This window comes from Pseudomonas sp. EA_15y_Pfl1_P101 (genome assembly GCF_963970835.1).
Classification (GTDB): Bacteria; Pseudomonadota; Gammaproteobacteria; order Pseudomonadales; family Pseudomonadaceae; genus Aquipseudomonas; species Aquipseudomonas tritici.
On sequence record NZ_CAXAPA010000007.1, the window covers coordinates 296186 to 314043 of the forward strand.

Below are 17858 nucleotides of genomic sequence, written 5' to 3' on the forward strand. Positions count from 1 at the left end.
GATTAGCTGATGAACAAACTGATCGTGAGTCTGCTGTTGACCTTGGGCATCACTGGTGTTGCCCATGCTGCAGGCGACGCTACAGCGGGCCAGGCGAAAGCCGCCGTCTGTGGTGCTTGCCATGGACCGGATGGTAACAGCCCGGCGCCGAACTTCCCCAAACTGGCCGGCCAGGGAGAGCGCTACCTGACCAAGCAGATGCAGGATATCAAGTCTGGCAAGCGCACGGTCCTGGAAATGACCGGCTTGCTGACCAACCTCAGCGATCAGGACCTGGCAGACATCGCCGCGTATTTTGCCAGCCAGAAAGGCAGTGTGGGAGCTGCCGATCCGAAACTGGTGGCCCGTGGTGAGAAACTGTTCCGCGGCGGCGACCTGGAGAAAGGTCTTCCTGCCTGCACCGGCTGCCACTCGCCAAATGGCGCCGGTATAGCAGCCGCAGGCTTCCCGCACTTGAGTGGCCAGCACGCAACCTACATCGCCAAACAGTTGACCGATTTCCGTAAGGAAGAGGCCGGGCGAAGCAACGACGGCGATGCGATGATCATGCGCACAATTGCTCGCAAGCTGAGTGATGAAGACATTGCGGCGGTCTCCAGCTACATCCAGGGGCTGCACTGAGGCGCACACGACGTTAACGCTCGATTAATCCATCGATGCAAGCATAAAAAGGGTGGCTTAGGCTGCCCTTTTTTGTGGCCGCTACCGTTACACTAACGAACTCATGCCCGCGTAGACCTGTCACAACAAAGGTCGCGTGAGGCGACTTTATTTGTCCAGGAGTAAAGCATGCGTAATCTGATCCTCAGCGCCGCTCTCGTCACTGCCAGCCTCTTCGGCATGACCGCACAAGCTGCCGACGTGCCGCTTGAAGCCGGGAAAACCTATGTTGAATTGGCCAACCCGGTTCCGGTTTCGGTGCCAGGCAAGATCGAAGTGGTGGAGCTGTTCTGGTATGGCTGCCCGCATTGCTACGCTTTTGAGCCGACGATCAACCCATGGGTTGAGAAGCTGCCTAAGGACGTAAACTTCAAACGTATCCCTGCCATGTTTGGCGGCCCATGGGATGCTCATGGCCAACTGTTCTTGACCCTGGAAGCCATGGGCGTAGAGCACAAGGTGCACAACGCCGTGTTCAATGCGATTCAGAAAGAAGGCAAACGCCTGACCAAACCAGACGAAATGGCTGACTTCGTTGCCACCCAAGGCGTCGACAAGGACAAGTTCCTGGCCACCTTCAACTCCTTCGCTATACAGGGCCAGATCAAACAGGCCAAGGAACTGGCACAGAAGTATGGCGTGCAAGGTGTACCGACGCTGATCGTCAACGGCAAATACCGTTTTGACCTGGGTACTGCTGGCGGCCCGGAAGCTGTCCTTAATGTTGCCGACCAGCTGATCGCCAAAGAGCGCGCAGCCAAGTAAGGGGCCTGTCATGCGCCGCTGGGGTACCGAACGTGTGGTTGGCCTGCATGATCCGCAGGTCAACGAACATCACCTGGAAACCACAGGTTTGCCGCCGGACAGTCGTCTGCGGCTGCTGAGCTTCAATATCCAGGTGGGCATCAGTACCGAGAAGTATCGGCATTACCTCACCCGTGGCTGGCAACACCTGTTGCCCCACAATGGGCGCGCCGGCAACCTGCAAAAGATCGGCAACCTGTTGAATGACTTCGACCTAGTTGCCCTGCAGGAAGCCGATGGCGGCAGCATGCGCTCCGGCTATATCAATCAGGTGGAGCACTTGGCCCAGCTGGGTGCCTTCCCTTATTGGTACCAGCAGCTTAATCGCAACCTCGGGCGTCTGGCGCAGCACAGCAATGGTGTGCTCAGCCGCTTGAAGCCTTCTGCCATCGAAGACCACCCGCTGCCAGGCCCCAAGGGCCGCGGCGCTATCCTTGTGCGTTTTGGCGAGGGGCCAGAGGCTTTGGTCGTGGTGATGATGCACCTGGCGCTGGGTGCACGCACCCGGACCCTGCAATTGGCCTACATCCGAGAGCTGATTGGCAATTACAAACACCAGGTGCTGATGGGGGACATGAACACCCATGCCAGCGACCTGCTGCTGAATTCTCCGTTGCGCGACCTTGGCCTACTGGCACCGCAAGCCGAAGCTACGTTTCCCAGCTGGCGCCCGCAACGCTGTCTTGACCATATCCTGCTAAGCCCGACCCTTACACTCGAGAGTGTGCAGGTGCTGGCGCAGCCCATCTCCGATCACCTGCCGGTCGCGGTAGAGATTCGTCTGCCGGGTTCGCTCACGGCCGATGCATTCCCCGCGCTGAGTCCCGGCCCTCACGGACCCCTTGCATGAGCGACGACGCCCAGCGCTGGAAAGAGAAGTACCTTAAAAGCATCGAGCAACAGGAAAAGCTCGAACGTCGCTGGGCCGCCCGCCTTGACCTGCTGCGTCGTGGGCTCGTACGCAGTACGTTGGCGGCTGAGGGCACCGATCGCGTGGTTGACCAATGCATGAAGGAAATGCGCGACGTTGTCCGCACGGATGACATGGACGCCGCCCTCGCCGCGTTGCTGCCGCGTCTGGAAAAGGCCGTTCTTGAGTCAGAGCAGCGCCGCGAAACCCGGGTCGACCAGATCAGCACTGCGCTGACCTCCTTGGTCACGCAACTGCAAAAGCTGCCGTTGCCCCGTGAGGTCATCCGTCCGCTGAAGGCGTTTGCCAAGCAGTTGGACGGGCGCGTCGGCCAGGCACGTGAGATCCCGTTGTTGCTGAGCGAGTTGAGTGGCCTGCAAAGCCAGGCGCTGAATAACCTGGAGCCCGGCGGCGAAACCACGCGCGCAGGGCCTGGGCTCTTGCAGCGTCTGTTTGGTTCCAAGGATGTCTCGAACGAGGCGCTAGCAAACGAACCGGTCCCCATCCCGGCATCGCAAACCCCTGTGGCCAAGCCCGTCGCCGAGCCTCAGCAGCCCGAGCAGTCCGAGGAGCTGACGCAAGCCTTGCGCGCCTTTGCGCCACAGCCTCAAGAGCCGGTTGTCCTTGCAGTTGAATCGGATGCACCGGCAAAGGTTGCCGAGGCCTCCAGTGAAGCGTTCGTCTACGAGGCCGCCGCTCAAGCCGCTCCTATTGAAGCGCTCGCAGCGCCCTTGGCGCGTGTGGAGCCCGAGGTCGAACTTCAGGCAGAACAACTGGCGCCGGAAAGCGCCCTTGCCGCCTTCATCGAAACCCCCGAACCTCAGGTCGAAACCCCGGATAAAACTGTCATCGGCAGCCTGTCGCTCCCGCCTGTGCTGGAGGCCGAAGAGTCCGACCCCGACGAGCTGCAATCGGATGGCGCGTATTCCCTACCCGACTCGCCGGAGCCGTCCTACAGCTTCGTGGCCAAGCACATCGAAGACACCCTGCTCGGCCTGCTGGAAGAGCTGGCATTGCCCGAGCGCCATCGGCCCCAGGCCGAAGCCATGCGTGAGCGTCTGGCCCACGGCCTGAACTGGTACGAACTGCTGCCTATCCTCGACGACCTGGCAGTCTTGATGCTGGCGATCACCGACAGCGGCCAGCATGAGTTCGAGGCTTACCTTAAGCAGCTCAACGAGCGCCTCGAAGCGTTCCAGGGGCATTTACAGGTCGCCAGCGACGGCCACGCCGATAGCCGTTCCGCCGCCCGGGAACTGGACACGCAGATCCGCGAACAGGTCGACGGCCTGCAAAGCAGCGTGCAGGAAGCCGCCGACCTGGACAGCCTCAAGCACGTATTGGAAAGCCATCTCGAAGGCCTGTTAGGTACCATGGATGAGCACCAGCAGCAGCGCGATCAACGTGAGCAGGAAACGGCTGCACGTCTGAAGGGCCTGGCCGAACGGGTTGCCAATATGGAGCAGGAAGCCCAAGGCTATCGCGAGCACTTGGAGGTTCAACGCCAGAAGGCCCTGATCGATCCGCTCACCGGCTTGCCCAATCGCGCAGCGTGGAGTGAGCGCCTGGATCAGGAGGTCAACACTTGGCTCCAACGCGGCAACAACCTGTCGCTGGCGATGCTGGACCTGGATCACTTCAAGCGCATCAACGATGGCTACGGCCACCTGGCTGGCGACAGGGTGCTGAAAATCATCGCCACTGTGCTGCGCAAACGCCTGCGACCGACTGACTTTATCGCGCGCTTTGGCGGTGAAGAGTTCGTCTTGCTGATGCCTGACTCATCCTTGAAGGATGCCCTGGCGGCGGGCGAGGTGTTGCGCGCAGCGATTGAGGCGTGCCCGTTTCACTTCAAGGGCGAGCCGGTGACGATCACGGTCTCCATGGGCGTGGCGCAGTTCCAGCCGGCAGAGCGCAGTGACCTGGCGCTCAAACGCGCCGATGCGGCGCTATATCGGGCAAAGGCAGCGGGACGGAATCAGGTGCAGGCAGCCTAAAAAATGTTCCATTTTGTAATTTGACCGCCGGGCCACAACCGGTACGTTACACTGTTGCATTATCGTCTTCAGTGTAACGTCTTCCGCCATGAAATCCTTGTACTTTGCTTTTGTGTTCCTTCTGCTTGCGGGCTGCGCCAGCGGCCCTCGCCTGGACACCAACCACCCCTCGGTGAATCACGATAACCGCGTGCAGTTCGTGGTCGTCCATTACACCTCCACCAACCTTGAACGCTCCCTGGCATTGCTCACCCACGGCCAGGTCAGCAGCCACTACCTGATCGGCGACGATGCCTCCGCCACCATTTACAAGCTGGTAGATGAGAGCCAGCGCGCCTGGCATGCCGGGGAAAGCGAGTGGATGGGGCGCACCTGGCTTAACTCCAGCTCCATCGGTATCGAGATCGTGAACCCTGGCTACAAGGACACACCGACTGGCCGACTCTGGTACCCGTACTCTGAGGCGCAGGTGAAATCCCTGGTGGTCTTGCTCAAAGATATCAGTAAGCGCAACGGCATCGACCCCAAAAACATTATTGGTCACAGCGATATCGCACCGCTGCGCAAGTTGGACCCGGGCCCGCTATTCCCTTGGAAGCGCCTGGCTGCTGAAGGGCTGGGCGTATGGCCGGATGCCCAGGCTTTCGCGCGCTACCAGGTGCAATACGCCACCGAGCTGCCGAGCATCACCTGGTTTCAGGAAGAGTTGGCGCGTCTGGGCTACCAGACACCCCAGACCGGAGAGCTGGATGTGGCCACGCGTCACGTGATCGCGGCGTTCCAGATGCATTTCCGGCCATCGCTATTTGACGGCGCGCCGGATGCGGAGAGTGCAGCGATCCTGCGAGCGTTGAACCACCGTTAAAGCGGTAACGCCATATAGAACTGAGTGCCTTGCCCCGGCCGCGAATACACGCCCATGCGGCCGCCGTGCAATTGCACGATCTCCTTGCACAGCGCCAGCCCCAGGCCGGCGCCGCCTTTCTTGCGGCCTACCTGGACGAAGGGCTCGAAGATCCGCCCCTGTTGCCCGTAAGCGATGCCTTCGCCGTTATCTTCGACGCTGACAATCACCCGCTCACCATGGCGGCGCGCATGCAGGCGAATCTGCCCGCCAGTGGCTGTATGGCGCAGGGCGTTACCCAGCAGGTTATCGAGCACCCGCTCCAGTTGTGCCTGGTCTGCATACAATCTGGGCAGGTCGGATTGAGTTTCTACCAGCAGTTCGACGTTTTGCGCTTTGGCTGGCTCGACGAAGCGCGCCCGGGCGTGTTCCAGCAGGTCAGTCACATCGCACGGCCCCAGCGTGAGTTTCTGCAGGCCGTTCTGGTACCGCGAGAAATTGAGCAGGTCGTTGATCAACTGCATCAGGCGCTGCATCTCTTCATTAACCGTGTCCAGCAGGTCCGCTTCACGGGACTCTGCGGGAAACTTCGCGCGTTCGCGGAACAGTCCGAATGCCATGTGCATGCCGGTCACCGGCGTACGCAGTTCATGGGAGGCGCGTAGTACGAACTCGCTGCGCACCCGCTCGAATGCCCGTTGTTCGGTGACGTCATGCAGCACCATCACCGCGCCGAGGATATGCCCCTCGGTATGGCTCACGGGGGTCAAGCTGTAGGTCAGCAGGCGCAGTTCGCCTTCGACTTCCACTTCCAGATCGTCCGGCGCCCGCTCCAGGTTACCGCCTCGCAGTACCAGTTGCAGTTGCTCGTCCAGTTCCGGACGCACCAACGCCTCGCCCAGGCCCTGGCCGAGGCGTTCCTCGTCCCAACCTAATTGCCGCTGGGCGACAGGGTTGAGATGCTCCAGGCGGCCTTGGCGGTCGATCATCAGCAAGCCATCGTCGATGCTGTCGAGCACCGCTTGCAGGCGCTGCTGGCCCGCCAGCAGTTCATCGACATTGGTCGCCTGATGCTGGCGCAACGCTTCGGCCATGATGCCGAAGCGCCGGGTCAACAGGTTCATTTCCGCGGCAGAGGAGAGGGGCAGCGTCACCTCGAAATCGCCCTGCCCGATCTTGTCCGCCGCCTTGGCCAGGGCTTCGATCGGCCCGCCAAAACGCCTGGCAATGCCATGAGCCGTAATGAATCCGATGATCAGCACCGCGAGCCCCACCAATCCCAGAACGCCGGCGATCAGCAAGGCGCGCGCGCGGGACTTTTGTTCGCTGGCGCTGATGCTTTCCAGGGCGTGCTTGTGTTCGGCGATCAGGCCGTTACGCAGCACGTTGAAGGTTTCGTGGAGTTTTTCCTTGCTGCCCGGCGGCGGCGAAGCCTGCTGAGACTCATCGAAAGCCTCGAGGAAACTCAGGTAGTCCGCCTTGGCCTCGCTGAAGCCGCTTCCGGTGTGAGCTTGCCGCTCATGGGCAATCCCCTGGTCCAGCAAATCAAAGTAGCGTCCTTTCGAGGCTTCCAGGGCTTCCGGATTAGGTCGCGCCTCCAGCATCATCATCAACTGGTCGCCCAGGCTCTGACGCAGCTTGAGCCCCAAGTCGAGGGTAACGAAGTTGCTGCGAATTGAAGACTCCTGGGTCTTGGCCATTTGCATGACGCTGACCAAGCCCAGGATCAAACCTAGCAGGGCAACGGTGATCAGCGCGGAGATGCTCAGGAATAACCGAGTGCGCAGTTTCATCGCTAACTTCATAGGTTACAGCTCACAGGTTGTACTGTTTACGTTTGCGGTACAGGGTCGACGCGTCGATACCCAGGGTGCGAGCCGCCTGGTCCAGGGTGTCGCTGGTCGCGAGGACGGCGCCGATGTGTGCCTTCTCCAGCTCGTCGAGGCTCAGCGCCGCACCGATACGCGGCGCATTGTTGGTCGGCTGCTCAGACATCCCGAGGTGGCTGATTTCGACCTTATCCTGGGGACAAATGATGCTGGCGCGTTCCACTACGTTGCGCAGCTCACGGATATTCCCCGGCCAGCGATAGTTGAGCAGCGCTTCGCGCGCTTCATCGCTGAAGCCGCGTGCAGGTCGGGCGTATTCCTTGACGAAGCGCGCCAGGAAACGGTCGGCCAGGGTCAGGATGTCTTCACTTCGCTCGCGCAGCGGCGGCAGGTGCAAGGTGATCACGTTGAGGCGATAGAGCAAGTCCTCTCGGAAGCGGCCGTCGCGCACCATGTCTTCCAGATTCAGGTTGGTGGCCGCGAGGATACGTACATCGGCACGACGGGTGACAGGGTCGCCCACACGCTCGTATTCCTTGTCTTGGATGAATCGTAGCAATTTAGGTTGCAACGTGAGTGGAAAGTCGCCGATCTCGTCGAGAAACAGCGTGCCGCCATCTGCTTGGTTGACGCGGCCCAAGGTGCTTTCACTGGCACCGGTAAAGGCCCCACGGCTATGACCGAACAACTCACTTTCCATCAGCTCTGCGGTCAGCGATGGGCAGTTAATGGTCACACAGGATTTCTTTGAGCGCTTGCTCCAGCCGTGAATGGCTCGCGCCAGCTCACCTTTACCGGTACCGGATTCACCCAGGATCAAGATGTTGGCATCTGTCCCGGCCACCTGGCGTGCGGTTTCCAGTACCACCATCATCGACGGGCTGTGGGAGTCGAGGCCATCTTTCGGTTGGCGCACTTCGCCTTCGAGGGCCTCGAGGCGCGCAGAGAGTTGACGCACTTCCAGTTGCTTGGCGGTGGCGAGGCGCAGTTGGTCGGGGCTGCAAGGCTTCACCAAGTAGTCGGCGGCGCCAGCCTGGATGGCATCAACAGCGGTGTCGACCGCCGAATGGGCGGTCACAATCACCACGCGCATCCAGGGCGCCTGGATCCGCATCTGGGCCAATACATCCAGGCCATTGTCTTCGCCCAGGCGCAAGTCCAGGAAGCACAGGTCGAACACCTGGCGCTGCATCAAGGTATCGGCCTGGGCAGCGCTGTTCGCGGTAGCCACTGTGTAGCCTTCATCTTCCAGGCAATAGCGGAAGGTGCGGAGGATCGCGGATTCGTCATCCACTAAAAGAATGCGGCCTTGAAGTTCCTTGGCTGATTCCATCTGTCCCGCGCTCCCTAAAAGTATGAATGATGGTGTTTAGTCCCGGAATAATCGGGCAAGTTGCATGGTTTATTCTGATTGATAAATGGCGACGTCGTGCAGGTATCTGCAACCCTGTCTAAAAAGCGCCGTCTGATGGCGTTTTCAAGCCGTCTTGCCACTTCGGCAACACACCTTGCGCTGTCTATCCCTTGATCCGACCGCTGGCCATCGTGCATTTCGCACGGCGCCAAGTAGGGGATCGTGCAGGATGCTGGGTTCATGGTGATCTATTAATAGATAACCTATTGATTTTGTTGATATTTATTTTGTAAAAAAACTGGCATGCGCTCTGCAATATCCCTCTCACGAATAATCAAAATGTGGGAGAACAGCAGCATGACTCGCCAAAGCCTTAGCCAATTGCGTGTATCGCCACTGCGCTTGCAGCAAGGGCTGTTTGCCAGCTTGGCGCTGATTGTCACGTTGATTGGTGTTCAGCAGTTGCAACATTGGCAGCAGAGTCAGCAGCAGGTTCCTCAGTTTGAGCGTCCGGCCATGACCCAGACCCATTTCCGTTCCGTTGGCAGCGTTGCTCCCAGCGCAACAGCCCCGCAATTGCGGATGGTTGACCAGGCGTCTTCCCTGAGTGAACTGCCATCCCAAGAGCGTTGGGTGTTCTAGGCAACACAAAGGCTACTCGTGTTGAGTGGCTGTACGGCACCACAGCTGTTACCTCTTAAAGAACGATAAGGAGAATCACCATGTTGAGTTGGGCAATCACATTTCTGATCATCGCCATTGTGGCTGCAGTCTTGGGCTTCGGTGGCATCGCGGGCACCGCGACGGGTATCGCAAAAATCCTGTTTGTGGTCTTCCTGGTGATGTTCATCGTTTCTTTCTTCTTTGGTCGTCGCGGCCGAGGCTGAAAATGACCACTCTGTCCTTCAAAGCCATTACTGCCGCCCTGCTTCTGGGCGTTAGCAGCTTGGTGATGGCCGCCAATGACGGCCAATCCCGAGCCAACGAATTGCTCAGCTCGGACCCGCAATACCGTGAAACCTGGCAAGGCGTGGTGAAGAAAGAAGAGCGTCTGCCAGAATGGGTATTGAACCTGTCGGGCACGGCCGAGCAAATGAATGCCGTGGAAGAAGACGGTGATAAGTATTTGGTTGGGCCGCTCTGCGAAACCGCTGACACGTGCCTGAACAAGCGCTTGATCGTTGCCTTCAGCTTCGACAAGGAAGATGCCTACGCCATGTTGGTTGAGGTCCCGGCCGGCCTGCCGGCGGACAAATCGCCCACGCGGCATGCCGACTACCGTTTTATCGGCAAGCCGGACGAAGGTATGCAGAAGCTCCTGATGGAGCAATTGAAGAAAGATCCGAATTGGTACTAGGTTCCGCCTGACGCGATGTCGTCTGCGGAGCTGGCGTCCACTGAAAGAAGCGCCTCGCTTCTTTCTGTCTGCAAAGCACGCCAAGTGCTGTGCATGACCAAGGGGCCGGGTTGTGCTGATCAATCGCGATCGGCGTGACCTACGGGTACAGGGAGTGCCTGCGAAAGGGCCGGGTCAGGCGAAAGGCTGCGACGCAGGTTCACAAGCTTATGGCTTGCTGAATTTGCGGCGCGCTTATGACGTAAATGCTTTGCCTCTTTGCCCCTCTCCATATACCTGCCTATACCTTCCATAGTCGCAAATTTCCGTTCTGCTCGATCCCAACCATTTCTTAGTGTGTCGGCTCGACCATCTATCGAGAAAATTAGTGTGGGCCTTTAAGGTATTTCTGACACTAAACAGCGGAATTCCCAAGTATTTATGGCAATGCTCGCGACACGTGCTGAATCTCTGCGCGAGCCGGGTTTGGCAGGTTCACGGCATGTTTGTCGGACAAAATGTCACATTTGAACTGACCGTTCGGACAGTTATTATGAAAAAAGACCATGCCGATTCGGCATAGGGTAGGCGTTTACGGCATTAGACGTCGCTCCCTTGCATGGGAATAGTTGCGCCTTTTTTCGCCTGCCAGTAAGCCATTTCGGCCACGCTGCGGTGACCTTCCATGGAGGCAGATGCACACACTTTTTCGCCCTCGGGCGTTGCAGCTGGCGCGTTTGCCTTAAGTTCACTTGAAGTAAGGGTAATGACATGAAGAAGGCAAAGCTAAGCCTCGCCTGGCAGATCCTCATCGGTTTGGTGCTGGGGATCGCAATCGGTGCTGTGCTCAACCATTTCAGCGCTGAAAAGGCCTGGTGGATCAGCAATGTGTTGCAGCCAGCGGGCGATATCTTTATCCGTCTGATCAAGATGATCGTGATCCCGATTGTGATCTCCTCGCTGATCGTCGGCATTGCCGGTGTCGGTGACGCGAAAAAACTCGGGCGTATCGGCGTCAAAACCATCCTTTACTTCGAAATCGTCACCACCATCGCCATCGTGGTTGGCCTGCTGCTGGCCAACCTGTTCCACCCGGGTGCTGGCATCGACATGAGTACCCTGGGTACCGTGGATATCTCCAAGTACCAGGCGACTGCCGCCGAGGTGCAGCATGAGCATGCGTTCATCGAGACCATCCTCAACCTGATCCCATCGAACATCTTCGCCGCCGTGGCCCGTGGCGAAATGTTGCCGATCATCTTCTTCTCCGTGCTGTTTGGCCTGGGCTTGTCGAGCCTCAAGCCTGAGCTGCGTGAGCCGCTGGTGACCCTGTTCCAGGGCGTGTCCGAGAGCATGTTCAAAGTTACCCACATGATCATGAAGTACGCCCCGATCGGCGTATTCGCACTGATCGCCGTGACCGTGGCCAACTTTGGCTTCGCCTCCTTACTGCCGCTGGCCAAGCTGGTGATTCTGGTTTACGTCGCCATCTTGTTCTTCGCTTTCGTGATCCTTGGCCTGATCGCCCGCCTGTTCGGCTTCTCGGTGGTCAAGCTGATGCGCATCTTCAAGGATGAGCTGGTACTGGCCTACTCCACCGCCAGCTCCGAAACCGTGCTGCCGCGCGTGATCGAGAAGATGGAAGCCTACGGCGCGCCGAAGGCTATTTGCAGCTTTGTGGTGCCGACGGGTTACTCGTTCAACCTCGACGGTTCGACCCTGTACCAGAGCATCGCGGCGATCTTCATTGCCCAGCTGTACGGCATCGACCTGTCGATCGGCCAGCAGCTGATGCTGGTGCTGACCCTCATGGTCACCTCCAAAGGTATCGCCGGCGTACCGGGCGTGTCCTTCGTGGTACTGCTGGCTACCCTGGGCAGCGTGGGCATTCCGCTGGAAGGCCTGGCGTTCATCGCCGGCGTCGACCGCATCATGGACATGGCGCGTACTGCGCTTAACGTGATCGGCAACGCCCTGGCCGTACTGGTCATCTCCCGTTGGGAAGGCATGTACGACGATGCCAAGGGCGAGCGTTACTGGAACTCCCTGCCGCACTGGCGCAGCAAGCAAGCGCTGCCGGTCGGCCAAGCCACGCGCAGCTGATAGCACGACGGCTCTTAAACAAACCCCGGAAAATTCCGGGGTTTGTCGTTTCTGCCAGCCCCGTTATCATTCGCCCCATTCTTTGGGGGGTTCAACTGATGCTCAATGGCCTGTGGCTTGGCTTCTTTGTCGTGGCAATGGTGTCAGCACTGGCGCAATGGCTGATTGGCGGTAATGCCGGGATTTTTGCGGCAATGGTCGAAAGCATTTTCGCCATGGCCAAACTGTCGGTGGAAGTGATGGTGCTGCTGTTCGGCACCCTGACGCTGTGGCTGGGCTTTTTGCGCATCGCCGAAAAAGCCGGGATCGTCGAGTGGCTGGCCAAGGCGCTGGGCCCATTGTTTCGCCGCCTGATGCCTGAAGTGCCCGCCGGCCACCCCGCCATTGGCTTGATCACCCTCAATTTTGCAGCTAACGGCCTGGGCCTGGATAACGCGGCAACGCCCATCGGCTTGAAAGCGATGAAGGCATTGCAGGAACTCAACCCCATCCCCGATACGGCGAGTAACGCGCAGATCCTGTTCCTGGTGCTAAACGCGTCTTCGCTGACGCTGTTGCCGGTGACCATCTTCATGTACCGCGCGCAGCAAGGTGCTGCGGACCCGACGCTGGTGTTTTTGCCGATCCTGCTGGCGACCAGTGCGTCTACATTGGTGGGTCTGTTGTCAGTGGCGATCATACAGCGCCTGCGTCTGTGGGATCCGGTGGTGCTGGCCTATTTGATTCCGGGTGCATTGGTGCTGGGCGGTTTCATGGCGTTGCTGGCGACGCTGTCCGCCACCGCATTGGCTGGCTTGTCGTCGATCCTTGGCAACCTCACGCTGTTCGGCCTGATCATGCTGTTCCTAGTGATCGGCGCGCTGCGTAAGGTGAAGGTGTATGAGGCGTTCGTCGAAGGCGCCAAAGAAGGCTTCGATGTGGCCAAGAATCTGCTGCCGTACCTGGTGGCGATGCTGTGTGCCGTCGGCGTGCTGCGAGCATCCGGCGCGCTGGAGTTTGGTCTGGAAGGTATTCGCCACGTCGTGGCCTGGACCGGCATGGATACGCGGTTTGTGGATGCCTTGCCGACTGCCATGGTCAAGCCGTTCTCCGGCAGTGCCGCGCGGGCGATGCTGATCGAGACTATGCAAACCCAGGGCGTAGACAGCTTCCCGGCATTGGTGGCGGCGGCGATTCAGGGCAGTACCGAGACCACCTTTTACGTGTTGGCGGTTTATTTTGGTTCGGTGGGGATCCAGCGGGCGCGGCATGCGGTGGGATGTGCGTTGCTGGCGGAGTTTGCCGGCGTCGTGGCGGCGATTGCGGTGTGCTACTGGTTCTTTGGCTGAGGCTTAAACCCCTTTCGCAGGCAAGCCAGCTCTCACATTTGGATGCGTGAATACAGTCAAATGTGAGAGCTGGCTTGCCTGCGAAGAGGCCCTCAGCGTTTCGGTGCATTATTGCCCTGCGCAACCACCCAATCCACCACCTGCTTAGTCAGCTGATCCCCTGCCTGCCCAAACCCAGCCACCACGGCCGGCACTTTGGTGTCATTCACCGGCTGCCTCACCTCAAATCGTCGACTGGCAATTATCCGCTGATCGCTCCCCCGCACCAGCCGCGCATCCAGACGTATCACCACCTCTACCGCCCCGCCCCGGTACTCACTCTGGAATGCCTGCAATTGCCCGCCCAGCTCATAGTCGGCCTGCAGATTGGTTTCGTCGGTGCTCAATAACGTTACCCGCCCATCGCGCTGAAACCCGTCCAGCAGGCGATTACGCAACAGCACCGGCGTCGGATCGCTCCAGCGCGAGTTCGCATAACTGCTGATCAGGTCGCCATTGGGCACCACGGCAATGCGCGGGCTGTCGAGAAATTCGCTGGTCTGCGGCTTGGTCACGCGCAGCGACCAGGCTACCGGGGTGCCCTGTGTGGTGGTCTGGGCCGAGGTCAGGCGATACACATCCGAAGGGTCGGCCTTGGGCAAAATCGAGCACGCGCTCACGAGCGCCAGGGCCACAGGGGCGATCATTTGGTAAGCACGCTTCATGGCGTGAACTCCTTGTTTTTGTCGCTGCCCAGCAGGTAGCCGCTGGGGTTGGCTTCCAAGCGGCGAGAGATGGCGCGCAGTGAGCCGAGGGTTTCGCGCAGTTCGCGCACGGCCGGTGCCAGTTCATTGAGGCCTTGCATGCCGCTGTTTACCGAACTCTTGTTGTCTGTCAGCAAGGTGTTGATGGTGGCGGTGCTCTGTTCAAGAGACTTCATGGCCTGCTCGGCGCTGCCAAAGGCTTGTTTGCCTTGATCGTTGAGCAAGCCGTTGGCGTTGCGCATCAGCACTGTGGTTTGCTCCAGGGCGGCAGAGGCCTGCTTGCTCACTTGCATCAGTTGCTGCATCACCACCTTGATGTCGCCACGCTGGTCGGCAATCGACCCCGTGGTTTTTTCCAAGTGGTCCAATGTGTTGCTCAGGCGCTCGACATTCTGCGCGGAGAACATGTCGTTGGCGTTGTGCAGCAGCAGGTTGATGCTGGTCATCAAGTCGTTACTGTTATTGAGCAGGCGCGCGATGGGCGAAGGCGAAGCGATGATTTCCGGCAGGTTGCCGTCTTTGCCTTTGAGTTCGGGGCTTTGGGGCGTGCCGCCGCTGAGCTGGATGATCGAGGTGCCCGTAATACCGGTCAGTGCCAGTTTGGCCAGGGTGTCTTCCTTGATCGGCGTCTGGCCGGCCAGGCGGATGCGCGCGAGGACGCGGCGCGGGTCCTTGGGGTCCAGGCGCAGGCTGATAACGTCACCCACTTTGATGCCGCTGTACTGCACCGAACTGCCCTGGGAAAGCCCGCTGACGGCTTCGTTGAAGACCACTTCGTAATCCTGGAACGCGCTGTCGATGCTGGACTTAGCCAGCCACAGGCCAAACAGCATCGCGCCGACCACCACGATCACGCTGAACAGACCGATCATCACATGATGGGCTCGGGTTTCCATGTCATACCTCGTTAAGCGATTGAGCGGCATCCAATGCCGCGCGGCCCCGAGGGCCGTGGAAATATTCGTGAATCCACACGTTGTCCGTTTCCGAGACGACGTCGATGGCACCGGCGACCAGCACTTTCTTCTGTGCCAGCACCGCCACGCGGTCGGTGATGGTGTACAGCGTATCCAGGTCGTGAGTGACCAGGAGCACACTTAGGCCCAATGCATCGCGCAGGGTGAGGATCAGTTGGTCGAATTGCGCCGCGCCAATCGGGTCGAGGCCGGCGGTGGGTTCGTCGAGAAACAGGATGTCCGGGTCCAGCGCCAGCGCACGGGCCAGGGCCGCGCGCTTGATCATGCCGCCCGACAACGAGGCCGGGTATTTGTCGGCCGCCGACAGCGGCAGCCCGGCCAGGGCCAGCTTGACCGCAGCCAAGTGCTCGGCGTCGCGGCGGCTGAGGCCGGCGTGTTCAATCAGTGGCAGCGCGACGTTTTCGGTGACGGTCAGCGAGGAAAACAGTGCGCCCTTCTGGAACAGCACGCCGAAGCGTCGTTCCATCAGCGAGCGTTCGTGTTCCGAGAGATTGGGCAGGTTTTTACCGAATACCCGCACTTCACCTTCGCTGGGCCTGCGCAGGCCAACAATGCTGCGCAACAGCACCGACTTGCCGCTGCCGGACCCGCCGACGACCGCGAGGATCTCGCCTTGATACAAATCCAAGTCGAGGTTCTCGTGCACGCTCTGGCTGCCAAAGCGATTGCACAGCCCGCGCACTTCGATCACCGCCTCACTGGGCGCCCGGTGCAGACGACTCACCAGCCCATCTCCATGAAGAAAAGCGCAGCCACCGCATCCAGCACGATCACCACGAAAATCGATTGCACCACGCTGGAGGTGGTGTGAGCGCCGACCGATTCGGCACTGCCACTGACCTTGAAGCCTTCCAGGCAACCAATGGCGGCAATCAAGAAGGCGAAGATCGGTGCTTTCACCATGCCCACCAGGAAATGCTGCACACCAATGTCCGATTGCAGCAGCGAGAGAAACATCGCCGGCGATATATCCAACGCCACGGCGCAGACCACGCCGCCACCGACAATCCCGGAGAGCATTGCCAGAAAGGTCAGCATTGGCAATGACACCAGCAACGCCAGCACGCGCGGCAATACCAACAGTTCCATCGGGTCGAGGCCCAGCGTGCGGATGGCGTCAATTTCTTCATTGGCCTTCATTGAGCCGATTTGCGCGGTAAAGGCACTGGCTGTGCGGCCGGCGATCAAGATGGCGGTAAGCAACACGCCGAACTCGCGTAGGAAAGAGAACGCCACCAGGTCCACGGTAAAAATCGTCGCGCCAAAGCTCTTGAGCACCGTGGCGCCCAGGAACGCTACGACGGCGCCGACCAGAAAGGTCAGCAAGGCCACAATGGGCGCAGCGTCGAGGCCGGTTTGTTCGATGTGCGCGACCATCGGTGTGATGCGCCAGCGCTTGGGGCGGAAAATACCGCGAGCGAAGGTTTCGAGAATCAGGCCGATAAAGCCCAGCAGTTTTTTGCTGTCCTGCCAGACGGTGTCCACCGCCCGGCCGATGCGCGCCAGCAGCTGGATGCCGGTGGCTTCTTCCGGTGCTTTCTGCGGCACGCAAAAATCGTTCAGGGAGCGGTAGACGGTCTTCAACAGCGCGCGGTCGGCGGCTGACAGGCTGCAATCGGTCTGCTCGGCGGATTGCTCGATACGGGTCGGCCCCAGCAACTCCACCAGCAGCGAGGCGCCCGCGGTATCCAGCGCGCCGAGGCCATTGAGGTCGATGCGCGCGCCGGCATCGTATTGGCCGTCGAGCTTGTCCGACAGCTTCTTCAGGCTGGCATAGTGGGCAAGCGTCCAGTCCCCCGTAATCCTCAGCTGTGGCGGGGTGGTGGACGTATCGAGGTGGGCTGCGCCGGCGGTCGTACGGGTGGTCATAAGCTCCGAGCTTGTTTGGCTATCCACAATTCCTACGTAATAGCACGATACGTCCTACTTTGGATTGTCCGCTTGTGCTGTGTCGGTGACGTTGAAACGCAGTACGCCGATCACCTGCCCGTCTTCTGTCAAAACCTGCACTTGCCAGCGGCCTACCGAGTCGCCTGGGAAGTTCTGTTTATGGGTCCAGGCGCGATAGCCCTCTTTGCGTCCGCCATGGATATCCAAGGCGATGCGGTCGACCTCTTTACCGTTGAACTTCCACACGTGGTAGATCCGTTCATCCAGCCCGCGTGGGGCGTTGATCGCGGTGTAGGCGTACAGCCCGCTGCTTCGCAGCTGCGCGGCGTTGACTTCCTTGAGGTCGTCGCCTGGCGTGCGGTCTTGCAGTTGGGTACTGATGGCGACTTCAGTCATCCACAACGTGGCTGGCGGTACCCAGCTGCGTAGGAACCATCCGGCGCAGCCTATGGCAGCGGTGACCCCGAGCAGCATCGCCCAGCCTTTGACGCTGCGTAGCGGCAGGCTTACCGCCAGGCTTGGAATCGACAGCGCCATCGCGACGCCGAGGGCCAGCTTGTAACTCTCGGCGGTGGTCAAGTGCAGGATGATCGGCAGTGCAGTGAGCAGAGCGGCGAATAGGGTGAAGGTGTGCAGCGCGAGGAACAGTGAACGTTTGGGCGCCAGCCATTTGTAATACAGCGGGTCAACAATCGACACCAGTGCCGCCGCACCGAGCAAGCCGGTAAAAATCGACTGGCCGCTGTTCCATGCTGTGGTGATAAAAAAGAACGGCAGCACAAAAAACAGACTTTCCTGGTGGATCATCTGTGTCGCGTAACGCAACAGGGGTTCGGGGATTTCGCGCTTGAAGACTTTGGTGAACAGCTGGGTAAAACTGTTTTCCAACATCAGCCACAGCCAGCTCACCAGCATGATCACGGCGATCCAACTCGCCATGCCTTGCTGGCGATCCACCAGGATGAAGCTGCACACACCCGAGATAAAACCGCCGAGTGCAATCACCCCTGGGTAGCGCTTCATCAGCTCAAGGATGCGGGTGATTATGCGGGTCAGGTTTAGCATTCGGCGGTTCGCAGTCTT

The 17858-nt window shown here is 59.6% G+C and carries 17 protein-coding genes; 10 read left to right on the forward strand and 7 right to left on the reverse strand.

Translation table 11 applies throughout. The annotated features are described in order from the left end of the window. The first annotated feature begins 9 nt into the window (after positions 1-9). From AACY36_RS13755 to AACY36_RS13775, 5 genes are all read left to right on the forward strand, one after another. Positions 10-621, forward strand: coding sequence for a c-type cytochrome (locus AACY36_RS13755; protein ID WP_065880370.1), 612 nt, complete (start codon positions 10-12; stop codon positions 619-621). Positions 622-789: 168 nt separating this feature from the next. Continuing rightward, on the forward strand, positions 790-1425 hold the full coding sequence (gene dsbA, locus AACY36_RS13760; protein WP_339419178.1) for a thiol:disulfide interchange protein DsbA: 636 nt from the start codon (positions 790-792) through the stop codon (positions 1423-1425). A gap of 10 nt (positions 1426-1435) precedes the next feature. Further along, positions 1436-2314, forward strand: a complete 879-nt coding sequence (locus AACY36_RS13765; protein ID WP_339419176.1) for an endonuclease/exonuclease/phosphatase family protein — start codon at positions 1436-1438, stop codon at positions 2312-2314. Further along, positions 2311-4371 carry a GGDEF domain-containing protein gene (locus AACY36_RS13770; RefSeq protein ID WP_339497238.1) on the forward strand — a complete coding sequence of 687 codons (2061 nt, stop codon included), beginning with the start codon at positions 2311-2313 and terminating at the stop codon, positions 4369-4371. The genes AACY36_RS13765 and AACY36_RS13770 overlap by 4 nt, the downstream gene beginning before the upstream one ends. 88 nt (positions 4372-4459) lie before the next feature. Next, entirely contained in the window at positions 4460-5236 is a 777-nt protein-coding gene (locus tag AACY36_RS13775) for an N-acetylmuramoyl-L-alanine amidase (RefSeq protein WP_339419173.1), read from the forward strand. On the opposite strand, the gene AACY36_RS13780 is transcribed toward AACY36_RS13775, so the two are convergent. Together AACY36_RS13780 and algB are read right to left on the reverse strand one after the other, a co-directional pair. Next, entirely contained in the window at positions 5233-7020 is a 1788-nt protein-coding gene (locus AACY36_RS13780; protein WP_339419171.1) for an ATP-binding protein, read from the reverse strand. The genes AACY36_RS13775 and AACY36_RS13780 overlap by 4 nt on opposite strands. Before the next feature lie 10 nt (positions 7021-7030). Beyond that, the gene (gene algB / locus AACY36_RS13785; protein WP_339419169.1) at positions 7031-8377 is read right to left on the reverse strand and encodes a sigma-54-dependent response regulator transcription factor AlgB; all 1347 of its coding nucleotides are present in this window, start codon (positions 8375-8377) and stop codon (positions 7031-7033) included. Positions 8378-8755: 378 nt separating this feature from the next. Between algB and AACY36_RS13790 the strand changes: the two genes are divergently transcribed. The 5 genes from AACY36_RS13790 (at position 8756) to AACY36_RS13810 (ending at position 13165) form a co-directional block, all read left to right on the forward strand. Continuing rightward, positions 8756-9040, forward strand: coding sequence for a hypothetical protein (locus AACY36_RS13790; RefSeq protein ID WP_339419167.1), 285 nt, complete (start codon positions 8756-8758; stop codon positions 9038-9040). 80 nt (positions 9041-9120) lie between these two features. Further along, the gene (locus tag AACY36_RS13795) at positions 9121-9285 is read left to right on the forward strand and encodes a DUF1328 domain-containing protein (protein ID WP_084378456.1); all 165 of its coding nucleotides are present in this window, start codon (positions 9121-9123) and stop codon (positions 9283-9285) included. A 2-nt stretch (positions 9286-9287) separates the two neighbouring features. Beyond that, entirely contained in the window at positions 9288-9755 is a 468-nt protein-coding gene (locus AACY36_RS13800) for an inhibitor of vertebrate lysozyme family protein (protein ID WP_339497240.1), read from the forward strand. A gap of 750 nt (positions 9756-10505) precedes the next feature. Beyond that, a complete protein-coding gene (gene gltP, locus AACY36_RS13805) occupies positions 10506-11837 on the forward strand; it encodes a glutamate/aspartate:proton symporter GltP (protein ID WP_339419160.1) in 1332 nt (443 codons plus the stop codon). A 98-nt stretch (positions 11838-11935) separates the two neighbouring features. Then, the gene (locus AACY36_RS13810; protein WP_339419159.1) at positions 11936-13165 is read left to right on the forward strand and encodes a nucleoside recognition domain-containing protein; all 1230 of its coding nucleotides are present in this window, start codon (positions 11936-11938) and stop codon (positions 13163-13165) included. Between the two features lie 92 nt (positions 13166-13257). On the opposite strand, the gene AACY36_RS13815 is transcribed toward AACY36_RS13810, so the two are convergent. Genes AACY36_RS13815 through AACY36_RS13835 form a run of 5 tightly spaced genes read right to left on the reverse strand, consistent with a single transcriptional unit; the run spans position 13258 to position 17840 of the window. Then, a complete protein-coding gene (locus AACY36_RS13815) occupies positions 13258-13869 on the reverse strand; it encodes an ABC-type transport auxiliary lipoprotein family protein (RefSeq protein ID WP_339419158.1) in 612 nt (203 codons plus the stop codon). Continuing rightward, on the reverse strand, positions 13866-14804 hold the full coding sequence (locus AACY36_RS13820; protein ID WP_339419157.1) for an MlaD family protein: 939 nt from the start codon (positions 14802-14804) through the stop codon (positions 13866-13868). The genes AACY36_RS13815 and AACY36_RS13820 overlap by 4 nt, the downstream gene beginning before the upstream one ends. Before the next feature lies 1 nt (position 14805). Beyond that, on the reverse strand, positions 14806-15609 hold the full coding sequence (locus AACY36_RS13825; protein WP_445261120.1) for an ABC transporter ATP-binding protein: 804 nt from the start codon (positions 15607-15609) through the stop codon (positions 14806-14808). Continuing rightward, positions 15606-16754 carry an ABC transporter permease gene (locus AACY36_RS13830; RefSeq protein ID WP_339419155.1) on the reverse strand — a complete coding sequence of 383 codons (1149 nt, stop codon included), beginning with the start codon at positions 16752-16754 and terminating at the stop codon, positions 15606-15608. Before AACY36_RS13830 ends, AACY36_RS13825 begins: the two co-directional genes overlap by 4 nt. A 54-nt stretch (positions 16755-16808) precedes the next feature. Continuing rightward, on the reverse strand, positions 16809-17840 hold the full coding sequence (locus AACY36_RS13835) for a DUF5924 family protein (RefSeq protein WP_339419153.1): 1032 nt from the start codon (positions 17838-17840) through the stop codon (positions 16809-16811). Between the last annotated feature and the right edge of the window lie 18 nt (positions 17841-17858).

What these genes read in the sequence shown, in the direction of transcription:
- AACY36_RS13755 (WP_065880370.1), top strand. Translation starts at nt 10, where the DNA reads ATGAACAAACTGATCGTGAGTCTGCTGTTGACCTTGGGCATCACTGGT.
- dsbA (WP_339419178.1), top strand. Translation starts at nt 790, where the DNA reads ATGCGTAATCTGATCCTCAGCGCCGCTCTCGTCACTGCCAGCCTCTTC.
- AACY36_RS13765 (WP_339419176.1), top strand. Translation starts at nt 1,436, where the DNA reads ATGCGCCGCTGGGGTACCGAACGTGTGGTTGGCCTGCATGATCCGCAG.
- AACY36_RS13770 (WP_339497238.1), top strand. Translation starts at nt 2,311, where the DNA reads ATGAGCGACGACGCCCAGCGCTGGAAAGAGAAGTACCTTAAAAGCATC.
- AACY36_RS13775 (WP_339419173.1), top strand. Translation starts at nt 4,460, where the DNA reads ATGAAATCCTTGTACTTTGCTTTTGTGTTCCTTCTGCTTGCGGGCTGC.
- AACY36_RS13780 (WP_339419171.1), bottom strand. Translation starts at nt 7,020, where the DNA reads ATGAAGTTAGCGATGAAACTGCGCACTCGGTTATTCCTGAGCATCTCC.
- algB (WP_339419169.1), bottom strand. Translation starts at nt 8,377, where the DNA reads ATGGAATCAGCCAAGGAACTTCAAGGCCGCATTCTTTTAGTGGATGAC.
- AACY36_RS13790 (WP_339419167.1), top strand. Translation starts at nt 8,756, where the DNA reads ATGACTCGCCAAAGCCTTAGCCAATTGCGTGTATCGCCACTGCGCTTG.
- AACY36_RS13795 (WP_084378456.1), top strand. Translation starts at nt 9,121, where the DNA reads ATGTTGAGTTGGGCAATCACATTTCTGATCATCGCCATTGTGGCTGCA.
- AACY36_RS13800 (WP_339497240.1), top strand. Translation starts at nt 9,288, where the DNA reads ATGACCACTCTGTCCTTCAAAGCCATTACTGCCGCCCTGCTTCTGGGC.
- gltP (WP_339419160.1), top strand. Translation starts at nt 10,506, where the DNA reads ATGAAGAAGGCAAAGCTAAGCCTCGCCTGGCAGATCCTCATCGGTTTG.
- AACY36_RS13810 (WP_339419159.1), top strand. Translation starts at nt 11,936, where the DNA reads ATGCTCAATGGCCTGTGGCTTGGCTTCTTTGTCGTGGCAATGGTGTCA.
- AACY36_RS13815 (WP_339419158.1), bottom strand. Translation starts at nt 13,869, where the DNA reads ATGAAGCGTGCTTACCAAATGATCGCCCCTGTGGCCCTGGCGCTCGTG.
- AACY36_RS13820 (WP_339419157.1), bottom strand. Translation starts at nt 14,804, where the DNA reads ATGGAAACCCGAGCCCATCATGTGATGATCGGTCTGTTCAGCGTGATC.
- AACY36_RS13830 (WP_339419155.1), bottom strand. Translation starts at nt 16,754, where the DNA reads ATGACCACCCGTACGACCGCCGGCGCAGCCCACCTCGATACGTCCACC.
- AACY36_RS13835 (WP_339419153.1), bottom strand. Translation starts at nt 17,840, where the DNA reads ATGCTAAACCTGACCCGCATAATCACCCGCATCCTTGAGCTGATGAAG.